Genomic DNA, 23,347 nt, shown 5'->3' on the forward strand with positions numbered 1-23,347 from the left:
GATTATAACTTTTTATTAACTCCAGGTGCATACAAATTTTTAACTAAGTAAAGTGAGATCAATAGAACTAACCTTCTTTGTTCTATCTTAAAGTGTACTTGATTTAGTACAAATACAAAATAAAAAAGACCTCTCAATTGAGAGGTCGGTTTTATTTGCTTGATAAAAACATTAATACGAAGAGCAAAATCATCCAGATCGCACCTAAAACGGCGGTTGATCGTTGCATTACAGCTTCAAAACCGCGTGCCTTTTGCTTTCCGAACAATTGATCTGCGCCGCCAGTAAAAGCACTTGCAGCACTATTTTGTTTGCTAGGTTGCATCATGATCGTGATAACAATGATCACTGACAAAACTAAGATAACGCCCAAAATAAAATTATACAAAAGATGATCCTCCTTATTTCCAAACTACCTCATTTTTACTTTAGCACAATTGAAGTCATTTGACTAGAGAAGTCCAAACTTATTTTCTTAAAACATCTGCATATTCTGATTTTTCTTCGAATTCTTTTTTCGCAAAAGGACATAAAGGAATGATCTTTTTGCCTTCATTTCGAGCTTTTTCTACACCGGCTGCAACTAATTTTTCTGCTAAACCTTGTCCACGATAAGTTGGATCAACAAATGTGTGATCAATGATCATAATTTCTGAACCCGCGTTAGACCAAGTCATTTCACCCGCTTCTTCATTTGCATCGTTCAATAAAACAAAACGTTCCTTTTCTTCTTTTATTTCCATAATGATTCTCCTTAAATTAAAATATTTACTTTTGGATGACATATTTCAAGGCACCGCTTGGACAGGTATCCACAACATGACTGGCGTTTTCAACACTGCCGTTATCGGGAATTATCCATGGTCTGCGTCCCACCTCAAAAATTTCGGAATTTCCTCGTACACAGTTTCCAATATGTGCGCAAATATCTTTATTGTAATAAATATCAATGCCCTCACCATGATATTTGCGATAACCTTGGGCTAATAACTCAGCTTCATTTACTGGCTCTTGATCAAATTTACTTCCGTTCATTTTTTATCACTTCCTTTAAGTAAGATTATAATAGGAATTATAAATAAATTACACTAAAAAGGGTCTTAATAAGCTAAAAGTTCAATGAGAGCTTGCATCGCCTGATGAGCATCCGCTTGATCGGGAAAAGCCAACACAAATATTCGCCCACCAACAGTTTCGACTACCAATTCGAATACACCATCCTGTTGTCTAATTGAAAATGGCTTTAAGCAGTCCACAGTATAATAAACATTTCGCGGAGCCTTCGTTAATTCGTCTTCTTCTAATACATGCAGGCCACGACTTGAGAATATCAAAATTTTCCCCATCTGCTCTTCATAGATAGCCAGCTGATGCAACCCTTCGTCAGGAAACAACGCACGCAACTGAGCTTGCAACAATAAAAAGCTAGTCTCCTTCATGTGCGGCTCCCTCTGTTTGAATTCGTGGAAATTCTTTTTTTAAATAAGCTTGCCCCAATTCGTAGTAGTGCTGAGCATTTTCGCGGTTCTTTTTTATTTCCTCTAGTGTTAATTGACGGATCACTCGTGCTGGAGAACCGAAGGCTAATGAATTTCTTGGAATCACTGTTCCTTCTGTCACCAATGATCCCGCACCGATTAAACTATTTTCACCAATCTCGGCGTGATTTAAAACAGTAGAGCCCATTCCAATCAATGCACCAGAATGAATCGTACAGCCATGGATAATACAAGCATGTCCGATCGTCACATAATCCTCAACCACTGCCGGTGCATCGTGATCGACATGTACAATCGTTCCATCTTGTATATTGCTCATTTTACCAATGGATATCTTATTGCTGTCACCACGTAAAACACTTTGAAACCAAATTGTCGTACCTTCTCCTAGTCTTACATCGCCATAAACATCCGCACTATTTGCAATAAAATTTGACATTTTCTTTCCTCCGACCAGCCGTATTTTTATTTTTTCTTCAACTTCTTTTCCAAATAAGTATAGCATTTATCGCCTGTTACTTCCTTAACTGATAATACAGTAATAATTCTTTAAAATTGAAAAAGGACAGCGCTGGCAAACGCTGTCCATAAAAATCTATTCTGCTTCTTCCATAAATTGACTATTGTAAAGCTGTTCATAGAAACCGCCTTGCGCTAGCAACTCATTATGTGTACCATGTTCAATAATTTGTCCATCCCGCATCACTAGGATATGGTCTGCATCACGAATGGTCGATAGTCGGTGGGCAATTACGAAGCTTGTCCGTCCTTCCATCACACGGTCCATCGCTTTTTGAATCAATCCTTCTAAACGTGTATCCACGGAACTGGTCGCCTCATCCAAAATTAGGATTTTAGGGTCGGAGATGATCGCTCGTGCGATCGTCAGCAGCTGTTTCTGTCCGAGAGAAACGTTATTTCCCTCAGAATTGATTTCCATCTCATAGCCGCCTGGCATTGTTCGAATGAAATGATCAACATTCGCGGTCTTCGCTGCATCGACAACTTCATAATCAGTTGCTTCTAAACGACCGAACCGGATGTTATCGCCGATCGTTCCCTCATACAACCATGCATCCTGTAAAACCATTCCAAATAATGAACGAACGTCAGAACGATTCATTTCTTGTGTATTCACACCATCAATTAAAATTTTCCCGCTATTAATGTCATAAAAACGCATTAACAAATTGATTAAGGTCGTCTTTCCGGCTCCAGTCGGCCCAACGATCGCGACCGTTTCGCCGGCTTTAACTTCAAAACTTAAATCTTCAATCAGCGGTTTCTTTGGATCATAACTGAATTTTACATGATCGAACACTACATTTCCTTGCACTGGCTCTGACAGCGACAAGTCCTGTTCATTTAGTTCTTCTTCTGGTTCATCCAGAATTTCAAAAACCCGTTTGGCTGAAGCCGAAGCACTTTGAATCATCGAAGACAGTTGTGTGATTTCACCCATTGGTTGGCTGACTTGCCAAATATATTGGATGAAGGCTTGTAATTGTCCGACTAAGATCACACCATGAATTACGTTCCAGCTTCCTAGAATCGCCATTGCAATGTAGGTTGCATAAGCTGTCAGTTGGACCAGCGGCTGCATCAAACTGGAAACAAATGCCGCTCGAAAACCAAAACGACGTAATTTATGATTAACCTCGCTGAAGCCGGCCAAAGTTTCTTGCTCGCGTCCGTATAATTTTAAAACACTGAAGCCGGTCATGTTTTCTTGTACAAAACCGTTCAGCTCACCAAGTGAATTTTGCATTCCTTGGAAATCTTTTTGTGAGATCTGAACGATCTTTCTAGAGATGACAATGGACAATGGAATCATGATCATGGAAATGATCGCCATCATAGGATTGATGTAAAACATCATCGCAACCGCCAGTAAAATACCCAAAACAGCATTGATTGACTTAATAATCGCCTGCTGCATCGCATTACTAACTGCATCTACATCATTTGTTACGCGTGATAAAATATTCCCTTGTTGATTACGATCAAAATAAGAGACTGGCAAGCGATTGATTTTCGCTTCGATGTCTTCTCGCAGATCACGCATCGCTGATTGAACGACATTTGCCATCAGCCAGCCTGTTCCTAACTGTGTACCGCTATAAGCTATACCCACAATCACGATCACGACTAGCCACTTAAAGACATAATCAAAGTTAATTGAATCGCCTTGAGCAATATTTTTACTGACCTCTGTCGTAGGTAACCCTGTTAAGTAAGGCATCCATGTTCCTAAAACCAGTGTTCCGATGGCTAGGATTAAGACCAAAATAAAAGTTTTTTTATAAGGATTGATATAATGCATCAAACGTTTTAAAGAAGAAGTGTATTTTCTCATGCCAATTCCTCCTTCGATAACTGTGATGCGGCAATGTCATAGTAAATTGGACAGTTTTCCAGCAACTCGCGGTGTGTTCCGATGCCAACGACGTCTCCCTCATTTAGGACAACGATTTTATCCGCGTGCATAATTGTTCCAACACGTTGTGCCACAATTAAAACGGCGGATTCGGTCGTTTCCTTTTTCAGACGAGCACGCAGCTTGGCATCCGTCTGATAATCCAACGCGGAGAAGCTGTCGTCAAAGATATAGATTTCTGGTCGACGGATCACCGCACGGGCAATCGCTAGTCGTTGTTTTTGTCCACCCGAAAAGTTACTGCCGCCTTCTGACAATTCTTCTTGATATCCATCTGGTTTTTGCGAAATAAATTCCGCAGCTTGAGCAATTTCTGCTGCCTGCTCCATCTCTTCTTGAGTCGCGTCTTTTTTCCCGTAACGCAGATTATCTTCAATTGTTCCGGTAAATAATTGCGCCTTTTGCGGAATATAGCCGATTTTTTCTCGCAGGTCTTTCAGACGATACTCGCGTACATCTCGCCCGTCAACTAAGACTTGTCCCTCTGTCACATCATAGAAACGCGGGATCAATTGAATCAAGGTTGATTTTCCAGAACCCGTGCTTCCGATAAAAGCGACTGTCTCACCGGGTTTGGCTGTAAAGCTAACATTGCGAATTACAGGACTTTCCGAGTGTCCTGGATAAGCAAAGGTTACATCACGAAATTCTAGGGTACTTTTTTCAGTCGGCTCTATTACTTTTTCAGGATTGTCTTTAATGATCGGGTCCATATCAAAAACTTCTTGAATCCGTTGAGCCGAAACATTCGCTCGCGGATACATCATGAAGACCGTCGCAAAGAGCATAAACGAGAACAATGCATGGAAGATGTATTCAATGAAGGCAATCAATGTTCCAACTGCTAAAGAGCCATCACTAATCTGAACCGTCCCATTCCAAATAATTAGAACCATTACTATATTAAATAGGAAGAAAAATCCCGGCTGGGCCACTGCCATCAAATGAAATAAGCTTTTTGAGCTATTTGTATAGGCATCGTTAACTAGCCGGAAACGCATTTCTTCGAATTTTTCATTGACGAAAGCACGGATTACTCGCAGGCCTGAAAGGTTTTCCCGTAAGATTCCGTTAATATTGTCCAAGTTCTTTTGCTGCTTGGTCGATAACGGTTCAGAATATTTCGCTATTAAGATAACTGCTAATAATAAAATCGGCAGTGATAACAGCACATAAATTCCTAAACCGGGACTCGTCCGCATGATCAAATACAAACTCATTCCAAACATCATTGGAGTCATAAACCCGGTAGTTAAAATATTTTGCATGAACAACATAATCTGATAGGCATCATTTGTCGCTCTAGTAATTAAAGATGGTACACCAATTTGCTCATACTCTGAATGGGAGAAGGTTTGAACTTTTTCAAAAAGATCATCACGAATAGCTGCAACCATTCTAGAGGTAATCTGAGAACTGAAGTATCGTAATGAAATGCTCATGACTATCCCAACGACCGTAATCGCAATCATTATGATACCCATCTTCTGTACATAATTAAAATCGTTATTCCCAATTCCCTTATCGATCATCATAGCCAAAATCGTCGGCAACCCCAACTCAATCAAGATAAATCCGAAAACACTGATGAAATCAAACAATAATAGCTTTTTGTAGCGCAAGGTATACCGCAACATCAACTTCATTTTTTCTCGCCTCTTTCTATACCGTAATGACTCCAATATAGCATAAATAAAAGACTTCTGTCTGCTCAGTAATTTGCTTTTTTATTTTTGTTTTTTGGACTTTCTGAAAATTTCTAAGTAATCCTCATTTCACTTCCTAGTTTCTATACTTCTTATTTATTCTGTGATAAACTACAAGTAATTGTTGTAAGAACAACCCAATGAACGGTGAAATTGTTTTTTCAAGCAAGAAGCAAAGACGAGGCTTCTTCTCAATGTTTTAGCAGGAGCTAAGATGTCGAGCATAAAAAAATAGGTGGCAATCGCCCCTCATTTTGTCGTGGAAAAAATTGCTATTAAGCAAATAAAGGAGATAGATTCATGATTTACAAAGTTTATTATCAAGAAACCAAAGACCGCAACCCAAAACGTGAGCAGACACAATCACTCTATTTGGAAGCAGAAAATGAAGAAGTAGTACACAATTTATTACGCGAGAACACCCCATATAACGTGGAATACATTCAACTTTTAGAAGGCAATCATTTAGAATACGAAAAAGAAAATGCCGACTTCAAGTTAACGGAGTTCTAGCATGAAACTTTCGCTAAAAAACAATGAGACTGGTGTCTTTGCCATTGGTGGATTGGGCGAAATCGGAAAAAATATGTATGGGGTTCAATTCCAAGATGAGATTATCATCATTGATGCTGGAATAAAGTTTCCAGAAGATGACCTATTAGGAATTGATTATGTCATTCCCGATTTTAGTTATGTAGTCCAAAATATTAATAAGGTAAAAGCACTCGTTATCACACATGGTCACGAGGACCATATCGGTGGTGTGCCTTATCTATTGAAGCAGGCTAATATTCCAATCTATGCGGGCGCATTAGCTTTGGCTTTGATCAAAAATAAATTAGATGAGCACGGATTATTACGTGACGCCGAATTACATGAAATCGAAGAAGATTCCGTGATTCGTTTCCGAAAAACGTCAGTCAGTTTTTTCCGTACCACTCACAGTATTCCCGATCCATTAGGTGTCGTAGTTAAAACGCCTTCTGGCAACATTGTGGAAACCGGCGACTTCAAATTTGACTTTACTCCGGTAGGTCAGCCGGCCAACCTACATCGTATGGCTAAGCTTGGCGAAGAAGGCGTCTTGTGTCTGCTTTCTGATAGTACCAATGCAGAAGTCCCTACTTTTACTAAATCCGAACAGACAATTGGGCAATCGATCTTACGGATCATGGAAAAAATCGAAGGCCGGATCATCTTCGCTACCTTCGCTTCCAATATTTCACGTCTGCAACAAGCTGCTAATGCCGCTGTCGCAACTGGACGTAAAATAGCGGTCTTCGGACGTAGTATGGAAAATGCGATTGTTAATGGGCAAAAATTGGGTTACATTACCGTTCCCGATGGCACATTCGTTGACGCCCATGAAATCAATCATTTACCTGCCAATGAATTAATGATCCTATGTACGGGGTCTCAAGGTGAACCAATGGCGGCTCTTTCTCGAATCGCTAATGGGACACACCGTCAGATACAAATTCAACCAGATGATACCGTGATTTTTTCAAGTTCACCGATTCCTGGCAATACGACGAGTGTCAATCATTTGATCAACTTGCTTTCCGAAGCTGGTGCTGAAGTTATTCATGGTAAAGTGAACAACATTCATACTTCCGGTCACGGCAGTCAGCAAGAACAAAAATTGATGTTGCGTTTAATGAAACCAAAGTATTTTGTTCCGATCCATGGTGAATTCCGCATGTTGAAAATCCATACGGGCTTAGCTCAGGACACTGGTGTTCCAGAAGAAAATTGTTTCATTATGGAAAACGGCGACATGCTAGCATTAACAGCAGACAGCGCTCGCCGCGCAGGTCACTTCAATGCCAGTGATGTGTACGTTGACGGCAGCGGTATCGGCGATATTGGTAATGTCGTGTTACGTGATCGCCGAATTCTTTCTGAAGAAGGATTAGTTTTAGCGGTTGCTACCGTAGATATCGAAAAGAAAGAAATTCTAGCTGGTCCAGATATTTTATCTCGTGGATTTGTTTACATGAGAGAATCTGGTGAAATGATCAATGAAGGCCAACGAATTTTATTCCATGCATTACGCGAAGCTTTGAATGAAGCGGGATGTACCGAAACAAAACTAAAAAATGCAATGGTCGCAGCTTTGCAGCCATTCCTATTTGATCAAACAGAACGTCATCCGATGATCTTACCGATGATCATGACACCTGATAACTAAGAAAGGCTTCGCGAACTCGCTCAGCTTTTGAGCAATAAGACCAAAATATTTCTAAATTGCTTCTCAAATTTCGAAATATTTTTGCTTATTGCCGATAAAGCTAGTTCGTGAAGCCAGACATGGATATACCCGCTACAAAGCGATTTATTCATGTGAAAAATTTATACTTCCTTTAATGTTAACAAAAGCATCTATCTGATAAATCAGATAGATATTTTTTTATTTTATTATCAAAATGAACAACTACTTCTTCATTTCTTTAAACAGCCCTTTTTATGCAAAAAAGAATATTATTTTCATGAAAATACAACAAAATCAATTGACAAACAATTGGATTATTTGCACAATGAAAGTTAGCTAGAAAGAATAAATAACTAACACTAGTTATTTTAAAGTTTCTTGAATTTAGAATAAAGGAAGATAAACTATGGTAAGAACACAACGCGTGCAACGGAGCCATATCATTGATGGCGCCTACCAATTAATCATCAATGAAGGGTTTAAAAAATTTCATGCTCGCAATATCGCAAAACATATTGCCTGCTCGACTCAACCGATCTATCGTGAATTTGCCAATTTAGCTGAGTTGAAATCGGTTTTAACCAATCGCATCATAGTTAAATACCAAGATTTCATAGAAGATCAAGAACCAAAATCATTGCAAGCCCTATCAACAGCTATCACAAATTACGCAACAGATTATCCAGATGAGTTTCACCGCTTTTTCTTACAGGATTCTGAAACGATCCAACTAGTCAAACAAGTAACAAGTGATGTTTTTAGTACAATTCAGCCTGAAAAGTGTAATCCCGTCTTTTTTGATTTTTTCTGGCAGTATTGTATTGGTAAGGCCGCGTTGGCCATCAATGATGCCAATCATACTGATGATTTAGAAGAAGATCGGCTCTTTCAATTCTCTTTTGAAAGCTAAACTCTTTAGTGAATCAGAGTTGTAGGATTTCCATAAACCTTTTTTAGCAGAAAAAAAGCCTTAGAGAAATTTCTCTAAGGCTTTGTGGTTTTATTGCTTGTTAACGTTAGCTGCTTGAGGTCCGCGATCGCTTTCTTCAACATCGAAAGTTACTGCTTGTCCTTCTTCTAATGTTTTGAAGCCGTCGCCTTGGATAGCTGAGAAATGTACGAATACATCGCTGCCATCTTCACGAGTGATGAAGCCAAAACCTTTTTCTGCGTTAAACCATTTTACTGTTCCGTTTTCCATGAATAAAATCCTCCTCGTGCCTAAGCACTTATTGATTGTAACATTGCTGGCTTACGAAAAGGGAAACATATGTGTACCAACTCGCAACTCAAACAAAATTACAATAATAGTTTAACACTGGTTTTAGCCTAGGCGCAAGGGTTTTCAATCGCTACTTTAAGTAATTTTCTTCACGTAAACTGAAATATTTGGTTTCTCCGACAATAATGTGGTCTAATAGCTCGATTCCCATCATCGCTCCACACTCCTTGACTCGTTCCGTGAAATCCAAATCATTCTGCGAGGGGGTGGGATTTCCTGAAGGATGGTTATGCCCTAAAGCGACCCGTGCCGCACTGATTCGGACAGCTTCACGAAATATCTCTCTTGGGTGAGCAATGCTTTGATTGAGTGATCCGATGAAGATCGTCTTTTGTAAAATGATCTCATTTTTAGTATTTAAAAAGAAGGCCACCAAATGTTCCTGCTGACAGTCTTTCAACTCAGAGATCAGAAGCTGCCCTAATGAAAAGCTGGACTGAACCTTCCCCATCTTAGGCTGCAACGCTCGATTGATCCGATAACCGAATTCCATCATCGCCTTGAGCTCGATTGCCCGAGTCTCACCAATTCCTTTAAATTGTTGGAGTTCCTGCAGCGTGGCATGTTTCAAATCGTATAGCGCTGGATATTTTCGCAAAATGCTCCCCGCCAACTCCATGACATTTTGCTGACGCGAACCATTCCGCAAAATGATCGCCAATAATTCTTGATCCGATAAATGCTTTTCCCCTTCTCGCAGCAAACGTTCTCGCGGCCAAGAACTTTCTGGCAGCTCTTGTAATAATAAACTCTTCTCCATAAAAAACTCCTTTACCTACTTTCAATAAAGTACGCAAAGGAGTTTTGATTAATCTTCTAAAAATTCAATCACATCATGCAGCGATGTAAAAACTGCTTCTGTCTTTTCTCTTAGTTCAGCCGTCGGAGGTACAATATCCGGTACCATCACAACCGGAACACCCGCACCCTCTGCCGCTAAAATACCATTTTTTGAATCCTCCAGCACTAAGCAATCTGCGCCGCTCATGCCCAAGCGTTCGGCAGCGATCACAAAAATTTCTGGATCTGGTTTGGCAAATTTCACGTCTTCTGCAGAAATAATATCTGAAAATTTATCTCGGATGCCTGCATGCTCCAATAAAATTTCAATGACAGGTCGGACATTACTTGAAGCCAACACCCGCGGGATTTCTTTTTCTTCTAAATAAGCCAGCAGCTCATGAACACCGGGCTTCAAATCAACCTCACCTGTTTTGAAACGGTCATGTGCCATTCCCCAGCTCTCATCGATAAATTTTTGCACGGTCTCTTCACCATGGTCCGCATACATTTTGTGCAATTCTGCCCATACTTCTTCATCCGAAATACCGATAAAACGAGCATAGGTATCCTTCGTGAAAGGAATGTCGTATTTATCCGCCACGACTAAGTTCGCTTCACAATAAATCGACTCTGTATCAAACAACAGACCATCCATGTCGAAAATAATTCCCTTAACTTTTTTCATTCGTACCTCCTAAGGTTAATAATAATTGACGTACTTCAGAAACGAAGTACAGTGATCCTGTAATTAATAGTAAATCATCGTCCCCCATATCTTCTAACAACTCACCTAAGCCAAACTGCCACAGTGAAACAACTTCGAAGCGGCTGTCCAATTTATCAAATCGGCTAAGATTCAACGCTTTAGGATATTCAAATGTCGTTAAATAAATACGGGCGTTGGGAATTTCTAAAAGCAGCGTCAGCATTTGATCGATGTCTTTTGTTTCTAATGCTGAAAAAAGAATTTTAATGTTGTAATCGCGAAATTCACGTTTTACATTCTCTACTAAACGTTTGATAGCATGACCATTGTGAGCCCCATCCATGACGATCAAGGGCTCTTCACTGATCTTTTCCATCCGTGCGGGCCATTGCGCCTTTGCCAAACCTTTTTGGATCGTCTTTTCCTCAAATGGCAGACCTTGCTGGTCGCAATATAAATGAAAGAGCTCAATGGCAACTCCAGCGTTTTCGACTTGATGCCGTCCTAATAATGGAACTTTAAGAGAAGAAAGTTTCCCTGCGCGATCAGTAAAACTGAACAGTTCCCCCCATGCAGCATCTGGTCGTAAATAATCTACCTGATATTCTTCACCATAGCGATAGACCTTTGCCGTTTCAGTCACAGCTTTTTCAACGATCTCAATTAAGGGACCTGTCGTGATTTTTCCTGTGACTACTGGTGTATTTTTCTTGATGATCCCTGCCTTTTGCTGTGCGATCTCATTTAACGTGTCTCCTAAAACCTCCATATGATCATAACCAATCGTAGTGATCGCAGTCAAAATCGGTTCCACTACATTCGTTGAATCAAGCAATCCGCCTAAGCCAACCTCGACGATGGCAACATCGATCTTTTCAGCGGCAAAATAATCCAGCATGATCGCGGTTAAAATTTCAAATTCCGTGATACCGTTGATCGCCGGATCTTGATCCAACTCAGCCACGATTGGTTGGTACTTCTCAACATATTGAATCAGTACAGCGTCAGGGATTGGTTTCGCATCAATCGCGATCCGTTCATTGAACTCTTCAATATAAGGTGATGTGAAGCTGCCTACTGTTACTCCTGCTTCCATCAAAATGCTGCGTAAATAGGCAACCGTTGACCCTTTACCATTCGTACCGGCGATATGGATCACAGGTACTTTTTTTTCAGGATTTTCTACTTTATTCAATAAAGCTTGGATACGATCTAAACCTGGGCGCGACCCAAATTTTTTCCGACTATGAATCCAAGCAATCGCTTCTTCTATCGTCAAAATTATTCGCCTCATTTACATCAATTTTTGCATGCCTCTAGTATAGCAAAGATTATCAAAGAAAGATTGCGCTGCGCAGATGAATTCTTTTAAAAGAAGAGAAATTTTTAATAATTCATTCCATTTAACAAAAAAATAAGTGCAGCCTTAACAAAGCTGCACCCATTTAATCAATTATTCTTTTTAAGAAATCGTCCGCAAGCTTTCGATACGCTCTTGAACAGCGGCTTGTTTTTCTAAATAATCTTTTTCTTTCTCACGTTCTTCAGCAACGACATTTTCCGGTGCATTTGCTACAAAGCGTTCGTTGGCTAATTTTCCTTGAACACGTTTCACTTCACCAGTCCATTTTGCTAATTCTTTTTCCAAACGTTTGATTTCTTCTTCGATGTTGATCAAGCCGGCTAATGGAAGATAAATTTCCGCACCAGTCAATACCGCAGACATCGCTAAATCAGGCGCCGTAATATCACTGGCAATCACTAATTCTTCTGGATTACAGAAGCGTTCGATGTAGCTGGTGTTTTCGATCAAGAATTCATCCACCTTTGGATCACTTGTTTTAATCAGCAAGGTGATTGGTTTTGACAGCGGCGTATTCACTTCAGCACGAATATTCCGAACAGAACGAATCAGCTCCTTCAAAACTTCCATTCCTTTAGCCGCTGATTCATCGTTGTTTTCTGGATGAACGACTGGATAGTCAGCTACAACTAAGGATTCGCCGGTATGAGGAATCTTCGCCCAAATTTCTTCTGTTACAAACGGCATGATTGGGTGCAATAGACGTAATGTTTGGTCTAAGACATACACTAAAATACTCTTCGTCGTTTGCTTGGCTGCTTCATCTTCACCGTAAAGAATCTCTTTACTCATTTCAATGTACCAGTCACAGAAATCATCCCACATGAAATTGTATAATTGACGACCCGCTTCACCAAATTCAAATTGATCAAATAAATTCGTTACTTTTTCAATCGTTTCGTTCAAACGCGTCAATATCCAACGATCCGCAACGGTTTTTTCTCCAGAAAAGTCAATATCTTCTGCAGTAAAGCCTTCAACATTCATGATTACAAAACGAGAGGCGTTCCAGATTTTATTAATGAAGTTCCAAGCTGCATCCATTTTCTCATAGCTGAAACGAACATCTTGACCCGGTGCTGAACCAGTTGATAGGAACCAGCGCAGTGCATCGGCACCATATTTTTCAATGACGTCCATTGGATCGATCCCGTTGCCTAGCGACTTGCTCATCTTGCGTCCTTGCTCATCACGAATTAATCCATGGATCAGAACATTTTTAAATGGACGTTCATCAGTGAACTCTAAACTTTGGAAGATCATCCGGCTAACCCAGAAGAAAATGATATCGTAGCCAGTCACTAATGTGCTGGTTGGGAAGTAGCGTTTGTAGTCTTCGCTTTCCTCATCAGGCCAGCCCATCGTAGAAAACGGCCATAATGCTGAACTGAACCAAGTATCCAATACGTCCGGATCTTGTTCCCAGTTTTCACTATCTGCTGGTGCTTCCATGCCAACATACATTTCTCCAGTTTCTTTGTGATACCAAGCCGGAATACGGTGGCCCCACCATAACTGACGAGAAATTACCCAATCATGAACATTTTCCATCCAGGTCATAAAGGTATTATTAAAACGAGGCGGGAAGAATTCTACTGCATTGTCGGTGCTTTGATTTTTCACTGCTTGATCTGCCAACGGTCCCATCTTAACAAACCATTGGGTAGATAACCGCGGCTCAACAACCACACCGGTTCTTTCTGAATGTCCCACGCTATGAACCATTTTTTCAACTTTAATTAAACGACCGATTTCTTTAAGATCAGCAACAATCGCTTTGCGAGCTTCGAAACGATCCATACCGGCATATTTACCAGCTAGGTTGTTCATGCTGCCGTCTGCATTCATTACATTAACACGCGGCAAATCATGGCGGTTACCAACTTCAAAGTCATTAGGATCATGAGCCGGGGTAATCTTCACAGCCCCAGTTCCAAATTCACGTTCCACGTAACTATCTGCAATAATCGGAATTTCCTTATTAACTAACGGTAAAATGGCTTTCTTACCGATCAAGTCTTGATAGCGCTCATCTTCAGGGTGAACCGCGATCGCCGTATCTCCCAACATTGTTTCAGGCCGAGTTGTCGCGATTTCCAATACACCGCTGCCGTCAGCAAGCGGATAAGATACATGATAGAAAGCACCCTCTAGATCCTTATGAATAACTTCAATATCAGATAAAGCCGTCTTAGCTTGCGGATCCCAATTGATAATGTACTCGCCGCGGTAAATCAAATCCTTTTCATATAAAGAAACAAAGACTTTACGAACTGCATCAGACAGTCCGTCATCCAAGGTGAAACGTTCACGTCCATAATCAAGTGATAAGCCTAGTTTTGCCCATTGTTCCCGAATATGTCCGGCATATTCATCTTTCCATTCCCAAACTTGATCGACGAACTTTTCGCGGCCAAGATCATAACGAGAAATCCCTTGTTCTCTTAATTTTTCTTCAACCTTTGCTTGAGTAGCGATACCTGCATGGTCCATTCCCGGCAGCCATAACGTATCAAAACCCTGCATCCGTTTTTGACGAATGATCATGTCTTGTAAAGTCGTGTCCCAAGCGTGTCCTAAGTGCAGCTTTCCAGTTACATTTGGCGGTGGGATTACGATTGAATAGGGGTTTGCTTGTTTATCTTCTGATGGTTTGAATAAATCCTGATCTAACCATTTTTGGTAGCGACCCGCTTCAATTTCTTGCGGATTGAATTTTGTTGGTAAATTTTCAGTCATATAAGTTCCTCCTAATGATTGTTTTGTGGGTAATTTATGTTTCCTAGTTCAGAAATTCTGAACGAATAAAAAAGTCCTAGAACACAAATGTGTTCTAGGACGTAAATTACGCGGTACCACCTAAATTGCAGAAAAAACTTCTGCCGCTCAAACATGCTCTAACGGTCATGTGCCGTGCGCTCTTACTTGCTTCAGATCGCAAACTCCCAAGCTACCTTCCATGAGCCAAAGTAAAGATGTCTCAGCCATGCATCTTCTCTCTTAAACTTCGCTTCTCACGTACTCCTCTTGTTCATCGTCTGAATCATTCTACAATGAAGTCAGAAACTTGTAAAGTCCTACTGACCATCAAAATAAATCAACGTCTGCAGCTCAGAGGTTAAATCAATATAGTGCACATGAACATTATCCGGTACTTTCAACGGATCTGGAGCAAAATTCAAGATCGCTGTGACACCGTTAGCAACCACTTGATTGATCGCTCTTTGGGCATTTTGGCTGGGAACCGTTGAGATCGCAACGGTAATTTTTTCTTTTGCCAATACATCATCCATTTCATCAATTGAATGGATATAATAGCCGCAAATTTCTTTACCAACTTTTTCAGGATCATTATCAAATGCGCAAACGATATTTAAATTCTCATTGCGCCGAAAATTATTATTTAAAAGCGCTTGGCCTAGATTTCCACAGCCAATCAGTGCAATTCGCTTTTCTTCCTTGGTTTCCAGCATATCGCTGAAAACTTTGATCAAGTCGCTGACATCATAGCCATAACCGCTTCTGCCTAACTCGCCAAAATGAGAAAAGTCTCGACGAATCGTTGCAGAACCGACTTGAGTCATTTTACTCAGCTCAGAAGATTTAACGCGGGTAATACCATTTTTTTCCAAGCCTTTTAAGCAACGCAGGTACAAAGACAGCCTTTTCGTTGTCGCTTTTGATAGTTGTGGTTTTTGAATGATCCGCTCCATGGTCGTTCTCCTTGTTTATCTTAATGAATTATTTTTTGCTTTTCATGTCATCTGCAAATCTACCGTTTAAGATAGAAAAAAATTTGTTTGTTAAACACTTCACATAAATGATTTTAACATGTAGAAAAAGCAATAACAATCGTTTGCCAAAAAAAGAGCAAGAAAGTATCCTTTCTTGCTCAAAATAATTATAAGAACTCTGCAAACTCTTCGTTTTTTTCTGCCTGAGCAGGAGCGATTTCTTCAAACTTCAGTCCCGCTAAACAACGAGCCATCAACCCTTCAATATCGAAGCGTTCTTCTAATTCTAGAACCTTGTCCAATTTTGGCCGCGTTTTCGGCTGTGGCGGTGCAAAAATCGTACAACAGTCCTCAAACGGTTGGATCGCCAGTTCAAAGGTATCGATTTTTTCTGCCAGCTCGATAATCTCTGTTTTGTCCATCGTCACGACTGGACGAATAATCGGTGTAGTCGTAACTTCATTGATAGCTACCATGCTGTGTAACGTTTGTGAGGCAACCTGTCCCAAAGATTCCCCATTAATGATCACTAAGCCATGGCGCATTTCACGAATCGCATCAGTTAAACGCAGCATCATTCGTCTGGTTAATGTCATCCAATAGCCTTGCGGACTATGCTGCTTGATTTCTTCTTGAATCTCAGTGAAGGGCACTTCAATAAACTGAATATTGCCGACATATGGAGTTAATTTTTCCGTTAGGTCTTTCGCCTTTTGCAATGCTTGCTCACTCGTATACGGCGGACTTGCGAAATGAACTGCTTCGATCTCAACGCCGCGCTTCATTGCTAAGTAACCGGCAACAGGTGAATCGATCCCGCCAGACAACATCAACATACCCCGACCGCTAGTCCCCACTGGCAAGCCGCCAGCTCCTTTGATCGTTTCATATGAAAGATACGCGCCATCACGACGAATCTCCACCCGCAGATTGATATCCGGCCGCTTCATCTGCGCCTTAATATCCGGACAAACATCCATCACAGCATCTCCTAAAAACTGCTGCAGTTCTTGACTATCTAATTCAAAATGATGATCACTGCGTTTAGCTGTGATTTTAAAGGTTTCCCTTCCAGTGTAGACTTCTTTCATAATCTGTTGTGCCATTTGCTTTAACGCATCCAAACTTTTTTCAACGCGAATACTAGGGGAAAAATTTTGAATTCCAAAGACTTTTTCTAACTTAGGTAAAACGAGGCGGCTATCTTCGCCATTTAATAAAATATGCATCCGATCACGATCCGCGTGAATCTTCAAATCAGGAAATTCAGCCAATGCTCCCCGTACATTTTGTGCTAGTCGCATGATGAAGCTTCGACGATTCTTTCCCTTGGTCGACAACTCGCCATAACGCACCATAATTTCAGTATATTGCACGATCATTCTCCTTATTTACTATTTAAATATCGCTTTTCTTTAATTGATCTTTGAAAATTTATCGTATAGATGGTTGAACACCACCATAAATTGTTCTGCCTCTGCCATCGTACTGGCCTCATCCAAACTAACACGTACGGCCGTTGTGGCAATATCATGGGGAACATTCATCGCATGGAGAGTTGAACTATCCACTTTTTTACGACTAGAGCAAGCACTCGTGGTCGAGACGAAGATTTGTTTTTCTTCTAAGGCATGAACTAAAACCTCACCACGAATTCCTTTAATTCCGAAGGTCAAAATGTGAGGAGCAAAGTTTTCATCCCCTGAAAAAATCCTTACTTTGTCATAGCTGGCTAACGCCTCTTTCAAATACTGACGAATTACAGCTGTATGATTAGGGCGTTCGGCTCTTTTTTCAAGATGCATTCGCAACGCACGGCTCATAGCTACGATAGCTGGAAGATTTTCCGTCGTTGCCCGTTGCCCATTTTCCTGACCGCCGCCATTAAGTAAAGGAGCTAACTTTTTCCCAGCTTTCCAATAAATAAAGCCGACACCACGTGGTCCGTGGAATTTGTGAGCAGAGAAAGTCGCAAAATCAACCCGCGGTGTTAGCCATTTAGCTTGATCAACTTTTCCGATAGCCTGTACGGCATCCACATGAAAATGGATCGTTGGATAATTTTCCAAAATATCACTGATAGCTTCAATTGGCTGGATCGCGCCCATCTCATTATTAACACCCATTACTGAAACCAAAATCGTTTCAGGCCGAATTAATTCTGCCAATTTTTCTACTTGGACAAAACCATTTTGATCAACAGGAGCGACACTCACATCATACCCAAGTTCTTTCAATTGTTCGGCAGTACGGCCAACCGCCGGATGCTCTACGCTAGAAATAATAATGTGGTTTCCGTATCCTCGCTTAGCGATCGCAGTCCCCTTCAATACCCAGTTATCACCCTCAGTGCCTCCACTAGTAAAAAATATTTCACCTGCTTGAACATCCAAAAGCTCTGCGATCTGCTTCCGCGCTTGTTGCAGCAAGCGATTCGCCTGTGTTCCTAAATCATGCAAGCTGGATGGATTTCCCATAATGCGTTGACTCGTTTTTACATATGTATCAAGTGCTAACGGATAAATTGCAGTCGTTGCACTATTATCAAAATAAATCATTCTCTGACCTTCCTTCAAAAATTCTTTCCTATTATAGCGAGAATGCCACAAGTCTTCAAGTATTCCTTATAAATAAGAAGAGTTTCCTAAACTATCCTAACATAACTTTTGATACAACGAATTTATTTAAACGAACAAGAATTAATTTGCACAAAAAAAGCCGAGCATATCGCTCAGCTTATACTAAATCTCGGTTGTTAAAATAAAAGTCTTCAATTCGTTTGAATGCCCCTGGTTCAACACGTTCAAGTGCTGTACCGATTTCATCTAAGGCATCTTGATAACGGTATTCTTTGTTAAATAGTTCTAAACTATTTTCAATTGCACTTTTGATTTCAGGGTGCGTGTGACGATAGCGATTTGCATATTGCATCATTTGCTCCGTCAATGCTGCGGCATCAACTAAGTCGTAAGTCTTTTGATCCAACATTTCCATGTCTTCATCGCAAAGACTGACTAATTTATTGATGTCTTGCATGTTAATCCGAATCTTGTTCAATGATTTACTCAATTCTTCTACGCGATCAGTTGCTACAAAGAAGAATTCTAAGTAATCACCTGGCAATCCAGGCAAACGTTGCTGTTCTACATAACGTTTCAAATTGCGCAAGCGGAATTCATATTTCTCGATTTTAGCAGAAGCTTCTTTTTCGCCTTTGCGTAAATCATGCAGGTCGTCGTCGATCTCAACTTGTTTTGTTTCGATATCGTCTAAGACTTTAAATGCATCTTTATAAAATACTTGGACTTCCGAATATGGCAGTTCATGCTTATCGATCTGCGGATCCATATTGCGATTGCGACGTTCCAATTCTTCGATCTCTGTTTGGAATCCGCGGGCACGGCCCAATTCATTATTATTCAAAGCATAGCTTTGAGAAGTATGATCTAATTCTACCATTAACTGATGATTGTTGCGAGAAGCATGCGCGATATATTCACCGATCGTTTTGCGATTGGTCATAACATATTTTTTCGCTTCAAATTCTTTTTCCAATACATCGTAAAGGTCATCGATCAATTCTGCTGTCTCTTTATTAGCTGTTTCAACAGTGCTCAATTCGATTTTTTCTAAATCTTCTAATGAACGTTCTACGTGTTTCTTCACTTTTTCTAAACGAGCTTCGAAATCATCTTCTGGCAAGACAAAATTGTCTGCCATCATCTTCTTATATGTTTTTTCTAACTCATCAATTTGACTTGGGAATGTTTTTTCTAAATCTTCATAGATGGTTGGAACTTTTTGCATGGTTGCTTGAACTTCATAAGTATGTTTTTCAGCATCATCTAAGACTTCCCGAGCTTCAATCGGATCGCCTGAAGTATTCAAGGTTACGAATTGAGTAAACTCGATTTCAACATTTTTCACTTGCTTTTGAATTTCCGGCAAAGCAGGACCAAAGCTGTCTTTCTTTTCTTTCAAATCCTTCTTCAATTCTTCAAAAACATCCAAGGCCTGTTGTACAGCCAAGGAGTTGCGCTCTTCAGTTTCTCTTAATTCTTTTAATCCTGTACGAATGCCTTCGACTTCTTCTTCCATCTCTGTCATTGTACGTTCTGCACTTTCAATCGCTGATTTGCCCTTCATGAAACGGAATGTTTCATTTTGACTCTCAACTTCAAAAATCTGACTTTCTAATTCAGCAAAAGATTTTGTCGAAACATCTGTCCATTTTTGATTCCACTCACGGAAAGTATTCTGACTTTGACCGACAAGGTGCATTTTTTTCACTTCATCGACCTCTTCTACGACAGGAAGATCGAATAACGCTTCTTTCCTTTTATCAAGTTCTTTCAAGCGATCTTGATTCTTTTTCTTCATCAGATAACCAATCAAGTATAAAGCGGCAGCCAAAATGACTAAGCCGATAACGATCCCTATGATTACATTACTTCCCATGTATGATTTTCCTTTCAACTAACAAGATTCAGTTTATTTAATGGTTCATATTTTTCTGTTTTTTGGCGAAAACATCTAACGTAGATTATAACACAAAAGACTTTTCTCTTCACTAGCTAGTTTAGAATTCGTTTTGAAATGTTTATCGCACAGTCACTCTTCATATTAGCATTTTTTAGAATCCGCTTCAATTGTTATAAATTTAAGAAAAGTGTAATTTTATAAAAATTTCTATTTGTTAAAGCGCCAAAGCCCCTTGAAATTATGCCACTTTTCAGATAATATTAAATCCACATTAAAATAAGAGGTGATTAAAGTGAAAGTGATCAAATTTGGCGGAAGCTCCGTAGCTTCAGCTGAACAACTAAAAAAAGTCTTAGCGATCGTTACAGACGACCCTAGCCGTCGTTTCGTCGTGGTTTCTGCTCCAGGAAAGCGAACCAACAAAGACAAAAAAGTCACCGACTTATTGATTCAATTTTATAATGCTGTTGTATACAAACATGATACTGAAGAATTGATTCGTGAGATCGTCGCTCGCTATACAGAAATTGCTGCCGCGTTCCACGTCGATGATGATATTGAAAAAAAATTCAGCGCTGAATTACGTCAACTTCAAGAGAACTATGACGAAACAAACGCTTATGCCCTAGACAGCTTTTTAGCTAGTGGGGAAAACTTAAATGCCCAGTTAGTTGCTGCCTGTTTCCAAAAGAACGGTGTCAACGCACGCTACATCAATCCAAAAGAGTTAGGGATCACGGTTTCTAATGAACCACAAAATGCCCGAATCTTAGATGAATCCTACGATAAAATTTATCAGTGGCGAGATTCAGAGGAAATATTGATTATCCCAGGATTCTTTGGTTACACCAAAGATGGACACCTCTGTACATTTTCGCGAGGCGGCTCCGACATCACTGGCTCCATCGTTGCAGCTGGTTTAAAGGTGGATATGTATGAGAATTTTACTGATGTAGATGGTATTTTTGCTGCCAGTCCAAAATACATCCATGATCCAGAATTAATTGAATACGCAACTTATCGCGAAATTCGCGAATTGACTTATGCAGGCTTCACAGTCTTTCATGATGAAGCCTTGATGCCGGCCTTTAAAGCACAGATTCCCGTGGTGATTAAAAATACGAATAATCCGGATTGCCAAGGAACCTTGATCAAAAAGACCTTCGAAAATGAGAATCGCAATGAAGTCGTAGGTGTTGCCAGCGATGGCGGGTTCTGCGGAATCACGATCGGAAAATATTTGTTAAACCGAGAAGTCGGGATTGTACGAAGAGTTTTACAAATTTTAGAGGATTTAAACATTTGTTTTGAACATATGCCATCTGGAATTGATGATATTTCAATCATTTTACGCGAACGTCAATTAACTCGCGATATTGAAGCTGAACTAATGAAGCAGATTGAAGAAAAGATTCAGCCTGATCAATTATCAATCGAACATGGTCTTTCGGTTGTCGCACTTGTTGGCGAAGGGATGCGCGAACGACCTGGCACTACCTCTGACAGCACTGCTGCATTGGCACGTAAAAATGTTAACCTGCGAATGATTTCTCAGGGAGCTGATGAACGCAGTATCATCTTCGCAATCCGCAGTGAACAAGAACGATTAGCTATCCGATCGCTTTACTACACATTTTTTGATTAAGAACTTTATATGCTTAACAGCAAAAACACAAAAAAAGGAAAAGCCTTTGTTATTCGGCTTTTCCTTTTTGTCTGTCCAGCTCTTTTTTGATCAACGGTTCTGGTGCATATTTTTCTTGCCAATCATCCGGCTTCATCACTTTATTTGTTACCGGATGATAGCGAGGTTTGCCATCAGGAAAAAGTTTCCCCATATTCGCACGATGAACGATTTCAAAAATCGGTTTTGGATCAACGCCAATCAAGGCAAACGAGCCATAAGTAAAGTAGAGCAAGTCCGTCAAAGCATCGACTTCCGCAATTAGCGGATCATCAACTGCTTCGGCTTTTGTCAAAACTTTTTCTTTGGCTTGATCGACACTTTCATGAAGCTCTTTAACTAATTCAGCAAACTCAGCTTCATCGCCTTCTGCTACACCATATAAAAATTCAACGATTTCTTCGGCTTTAAATCCCGCACGAAAACTCCCTCGTTCTTTGGTGAAGGCTTTAGGTTTATTCGGTGGTGTCGGTGCGAAGGTCTCGTGAAACTCGCGCGCCATTTGATACGGTTCGTTCATTTATTGATACTCCCTGCTCTCAACTAAGTGTAGTGATTGTTATTATTAAGTGAATTTAGATACCTGATTTGCGTGCTAAGCTTAAATTACTGTGACTATTAAATAACTTCAAAATGTTTTAGCGCCTGGTAAATCCCATCTTTTTCATTCGTCGCAGTAACATAATCGGCTTGTTCTTTGACCTCAGACAACCCGTTTCCCATCGCCACCCCGATACCAACTTTTTGGATCATTTCGATGTCATTATAGTGATCACCAAAAGCCATTACTTCTTCCAACTCGATTCCTGCTGCTTTGGTAAATTCCAAAATCCCATGATACTTCGAGCCGTTCTTTGGAACGATATCCACCGAATAAGGATTTGAACGCTGGAAGGAACAATCCGGCAACAGCTCTTGCAAACGTTGTGCTTCCGTTTCTGCACTGAAGAGTACACATTGATAGATCGGCTCTTTTAAAATCGATAACTTTTTGTATCTGCCCTTTTCTCGATTCGGACTGAAAGACTGCAATAATCTTCGTGTCGATCTTACTGGAAACCACTTAGGCATCCAGCCGGCAATTTTTTTAAGCAGCGAGTTTTGCGACCATTTCATCAGATGACTGCCATCTAAACGATAACGTCCGCCGAAAATAATTTGACGATGCTCCTCATCAGCAAAATTCACGATCCGTTGTAATGTTTCAGCAGAAAATGGCCGCTGGTAAATATCTTTTTCTTTTGTATAAACCAACTGTCCATTGTACATCACATATACATCTAACGGCAGCTGTTCAATCCGATCCTCGATTTTTACGGGACCTCGACCAGTTGCGATTCCGCAAAAGATTCCCTGCTTTTGAGCTAACCTGATTGCTTCGCGGGTGCTGTCTAACACCTTTGAATCACTGGTAATCAAGGTTCCGTCAATATCAAAAAAAATGGCTTTTATCATGGCA

General features: G+C 40.3%; 22 protein-coding genes and 1 other annotated feature. Of the genes, 4 read left to right on the plus strand and 18 right to left on the minus strand.

Features of this window, described 5'->3' with window-relative positions; translation table 11 throughout:
* Window positions 1-151 precede the first annotated feature (151 nt).
* From secG to FFR60_RS11785, 7 genes are all read right to left on the minus strand, one after another.
* Entirely contained in the window at window positions 152-388 is a 237-nt protein-coding gene (gene secG / locus FFR60_RS11755) for a preprotein translocase subunit SecG (RefSeq protein WP_010746758.1), read from the minus strand.
* Between the two features lie 79 nt (window positions 389-467).
* Window positions 468-743 carry a GNAT family N-acetyltransferase gene (locus FFR60_RS11760; RefSeq protein WP_010746759.1) on the minus strand — a complete coding sequence of 92 codons (276 nt, stop codon included), beginning with the start codon at window positions 741-743 and terminating at the stop codon, window positions 468-470.
* A gap of 25 nt (window positions 744-768) precedes the next feature.
* A complete protein-coding gene (locus tag FFR60_RS11765; RefSeq protein ID WP_088931758.1) occupies window positions 769-1,035 on the minus strand; it encodes a (4Fe-4S)-binding protein in 267 nt (88 codons plus the stop codon).
* A gap of 65 nt (window positions 1,036-1,100) precedes the next feature.
* Window positions 1,101-1,439, minus strand: coding sequence for a hypothetical protein (locus tag FFR60_RS11770; RefSeq protein ID WP_137664294.1), 339 nt, complete (start codon window positions 1,437-1,439; stop codon window positions 1,101-1,103).
* On the minus strand, window positions 1,426-1,938 hold the full coding sequence (locus FFR60_RS11775) for a gamma carbonic anhydrase family protein (RefSeq protein WP_137664295.1): 513 nt from the start codon (window positions 1,936-1,938) through the stop codon (window positions 1,426-1,428). Before FFR60_RS11775 ends, FFR60_RS11770 begins: the two co-directional genes overlap by 14 nt.
* A gap of 156 nt (window positions 1,939-2,094) precedes the next feature.
* Window positions 2,095-3,855 carry an ABC transporter ATP-binding protein gene (locus FFR60_RS11780; protein WP_088931756.1) on the minus strand — a complete coding sequence of 587 codons (1,761 nt, stop codon included), beginning with the start codon at window positions 3,853-3,855 and terminating at the stop codon, window positions 2,095-2,097.
* Window positions 3,852-5,582: an ABC transporter ATP-binding protein gene (locus FFR60_RS11785; RefSeq protein WP_137664296.1), complete on the minus strand. Its 1,731-nt coding sequence runs from the start codon at window positions 5,580-5,582 to the stop codon at window positions 3,852-3,854. The genes FFR60_RS11780 and FFR60_RS11785 overlap by 4 nt, the downstream gene beginning before the upstream one ends.
* Before the next feature lie 360 nt (window positions 5,583-5,942).
* Here FFR60_RS11785 and FFR60_RS11790 point away from each other — a divergent pair, with 360 nt between their 5' ends.
* From FFR60_RS11790 to FFR60_RS11800, 3 genes are all read left to right on the plus strand, one after another.
* Entirely contained in the window at window positions 5,943-6,155 is a 213-nt protein-coding gene (locus FFR60_RS11790) for a DNA-directed RNA polymerase subunit epsilon (protein WP_088931754.1), read from the plus strand.
* 1 nt (window position 6,156) lies between these two features.
* Window positions 6,157-7,833 carry a ribonuclease J1 gene (rnjA, locus tag FFR60_RS11795; RefSeq protein ID WP_088931753.1) on the plus strand — a complete coding sequence of 559 codons (1,677 nt, stop codon included), beginning with the start codon at window positions 6,157-6,159 and terminating at the stop codon, window positions 7,831-7,833.
* Between the two features lie 427 nt (window positions 7,834-8,260).
* Entirely contained in the window at window positions 8,261-8,764 is a 504-nt protein-coding gene (locus tag FFR60_RS11800) for a TetR/AcrR family transcriptional regulator (RefSeq protein WP_088931752.1), read from the plus strand.
* A gap of 90 nt (window positions 8,765-8,854) precedes the next feature.
* Here FFR60_RS11800 and FFR60_RS11805 read toward each other — a convergent pair whose 3' ends face one another.
* From FFR60_RS11805 to FFR60_RS11845, 9 genes are all read right to left on the minus strand, one after another.
* Window positions 8,855-9,055: a cold-shock protein gene (locus tag FFR60_RS11805; protein WP_010781607.1), complete on the minus strand. Its 201-nt coding sequence runs from the start codon at window positions 9,053-9,055 to the stop codon at window positions 8,855-8,857.
* A gap of 151 nt (window positions 9,056-9,206) precedes the next feature.
* On the minus strand, window positions 9,207-9,896 hold the full coding sequence (gene radC, locus FFR60_RS11810) for a RadC family protein (protein WP_088931751.1): 690 nt from the start codon (window positions 9,894-9,896) through the stop codon (window positions 9,207-9,209).
* A gap of 48 nt (window positions 9,897-9,944) precedes the next feature.
* Window positions 9,945-10,604 (minus strand): HAD family hydrolase, encoded by a 660-nt coding sequence (locus FFR60_RS11815; protein ID WP_137664297.1) that lies wholly within the window; start codon window positions 10,602-10,604, stop codon window positions 9,945-9,947.
* The gene (locus FFR60_RS11820; protein ID WP_171004922.1) at window positions 10,591-11,919 is read right to left on the minus strand and encodes a bifunctional folylpolyglutamate synthase/dihydrofolate synthase; all 1,329 of its coding nucleotides are present in this window, start codon (window positions 11,917-11,919) and stop codon (window positions 10,591-10,593) included. Before FFR60_RS11820 ends, FFR60_RS11815 begins: the two co-directional genes overlap by 14 nt.
* A 168-nt stretch (window positions 11,920-12,087) precedes the next feature.
* Entirely contained in the window at window positions 12,088-14,727 is a 2,640-nt protein-coding gene (locus FFR60_RS11825; RefSeq protein WP_137664299.1) for a valine--tRNA ligase, read from the minus strand.
* 92 nt (window positions 14,728-14,819) lie between these two features.
* Window positions 14,820-15,032 (minus strand) — a binding site (T-box leader).
* Window positions 15,033-15,065: 33 nt separating this feature from the next.
* Window positions 15,066-15,701 carry a redox-sensing transcriptional repressor Rex gene (locus FFR60_RS11830; RefSeq protein WP_088931747.1) on the minus strand — a complete coding sequence of 212 codons (636 nt, stop codon included), beginning with the start codon at window positions 15,699-15,701 and terminating at the stop codon, window positions 15,066-15,068.
* A gap of 188 nt (window positions 15,702-15,889) precedes the next feature.
* Entirely contained in the window at window positions 15,890-17,098 is a 1,209-nt protein-coding gene (thiI, locus tag FFR60_RS11835; RefSeq protein ID WP_137664300.1) for a tRNA uracil 4-sulfurtransferase ThiI, read from the minus strand.
* A 39-nt stretch (window positions 17,099-17,137) separates the two neighbouring features.
* A complete protein-coding gene (locus FFR60_RS11840; protein WP_137664301.1) occupies window positions 17,138-18,280 on the minus strand; it encodes a cysteine desulfurase family protein in 1,143 nt (380 codons plus the stop codon).
* Window positions 18,281-18,458: 178 nt separating this feature from the next.
* Window positions 18,459-20,180, minus strand: coding sequence for a septation ring formation regulator EzrA (locus FFR60_RS11845; protein WP_137664302.1), 1,722 nt, complete (start codon window positions 20,178-20,180; stop codon window positions 18,459-18,461).
* 316 nt (window positions 20,181-20,496) lie between these two features.
* On the opposite strand from FFR60_RS11845, the gene FFR60_RS11850 reads away from it, so the two are divergent.
* Entirely contained in the window at window positions 20,497-21,849 is a 1,353-nt protein-coding gene (locus tag FFR60_RS11850) for an aspartate kinase (RefSeq protein WP_137664303.1), read from the plus strand.
* 49 nt (window positions 21,850-21,898) lie between these two features.
* Here FFR60_RS11850 and FFR60_RS11855 read toward each other — a convergent pair whose 3' ends face one another.
* Both FFR60_RS11855 and FFR60_RS11860 read right to left on the minus strand, forming a co-directional pair.
* On the minus strand, window positions 21,899-22,408 hold the full coding sequence (locus FFR60_RS11855; RefSeq protein ID WP_088931742.1) for a pyrophosphohydrolase domain-containing protein: 510 nt from the start codon (window positions 22,406-22,408) through the stop codon (window positions 21,899-21,901).
* Window positions 22,409-22,506: 98 nt separating this feature from the next.
* On the minus strand, window positions 22,507-23,343 hold the full coding sequence (locus FFR60_RS11860) for a Cof-type HAD-IIB family hydrolase (protein ID WP_137664304.1): 837 nt from the start codon (window positions 23,341-23,343) through the stop codon (window positions 22,507-22,509).
* Window positions 23,344-23,347: the final 4 nt, after the last annotated feature.

The organism is Enterococcus hulanensis, assembly GCF_005405485.1.
GTDB classification, from domain to species: Bacteria; Bacillota; Bacilli; order Lactobacillales; family Enterococcaceae; genus Enterococcus_A; species Enterococcus_A hulanensis.

Bases quoted from the DNA above. Each gene is read 5' to 3' on its own strand.
- FFR60_RS11765 (WP_088931758.1), bottom strand. From the start codon at position 1,035: ATGAACGGAAGTAAATTTGATCAAGAGCCAGTAAATGAAGCTGAGTTA.
- FFR60_RS11815 (WP_137664297.1), bottom strand. From the start codon at position 10,604: ATGAAAAAAGTTAAGGGAATTATTTTCGACATGGATGGTCTGTTGTTT.
- FFR60_RS11860 (WP_137664304.1), bottom strand. From the start codon at position 23,343: ATGATAAAAGCCATTTTTTTTGATATTGACGGAACCTTGATTACCAGT.
- FFR60_RS11805 (WP_010781607.1), bottom strand. From the start codon at position 9,055: ATGGAAAACGGAACAGTAAAATGGTTTAACGCAGAAAAAGGTTTTGGC.
- FFR60_RS11780 (WP_088931756.1), bottom strand. From the start codon at position 3,855: ATGAGAAAATACACTTCTTCTTTAAAACGTTTGATGCATTATATCAAT.
- FFR60_RS11830 (WP_088931747.1), bottom strand. From the start codon at position 15,701: ATGGAGCGGATCATTCAAAAACCACAACTATCAAAAGCGACAACGAAA.
- FFR60_RS11820 (WP_171004922.1), bottom strand. From the start codon at position 11,919: ATGAGGCGAATAATTTTGACGATAGAAGAAGCGATTGCTTGGATTCAT.
- FFR60_RS11800 (WP_088931752.1), top strand. From the start codon at position 8,261: ATGGTAAGAACACAACGCGTGCAACGGAGCCATATCATTGATGGCGCC.
- FFR60_RS11760 (WP_010746759.1), bottom strand. From the start codon at position 743: ATGGAAATAAAAGAAGAAAAGGAACGTTTTGTTTTATTGAACGATGCA.
- FFR60_RS11840 (WP_137664301.1), bottom strand. From the start codon at position 18,280: ATGATTTATTTTGATAATAGTGCAACGACTGCAATTTATCCGTTAGCA.
- radC (WP_088931751.1), bottom strand. From the start codon at position 9,896: ATGGAGAAGAGTTTATTATTACAAGAGCTGCCAGAAAGTTCTTGGCCG.
- rnjA (WP_088931753.1), top strand. From the start codon at position 6,157: ATGAAACTTTCGCTAAAAAACAATGAGACTGGTGTCTTTGCCATTGGT.
- FFR60_RS11770 (WP_137664294.1), bottom strand. From the start codon at position 1,439: ATGAAGGAGACTAGCTTTTTATTGTTGCAAGCTCAGTTGCGTGCGTTG.
- FFR60_RS11775 (WP_137664295.1), bottom strand. From the start codon at position 1,938: ATGTCAAATTTTATTGCAAATAGTGCGGATGTTTATGGCGATGTAAGA.
- FFR60_RS11790 (WP_088931754.1), top strand. From the start codon at position 5,943: ATGATTTACAAAGTTTATTATCAAGAAACCAAAGACCGCAACCCAAAA.
- FFR60_RS11785 (WP_137664296.1), bottom strand. From the start codon at position 5,582: ATGAAGTTGATGTTGCGGTATACCTTGCGCTACAAAAAGCTATTATTG.
- FFR60_RS11845 (WP_137664302.1), bottom strand. From the start codon at position 20,180: ATGGGAAGTAATGTAATCATAGGGATCGTTATCGGCTTAGTCATTTTG.
- FFR60_RS11825 (WP_137664299.1), bottom strand. From the start codon at position 14,727: ATGACTGAAAATTTACCAACAAAATTCAATCCGCAAGAAATTGAAGCG.
- FFR60_RS11855 (WP_088931742.1), bottom strand. From the start codon at position 22,408: ATGAACGAACCGTATCAAATGGCGCGCGAGTTTCACGAGACCTTCGCA.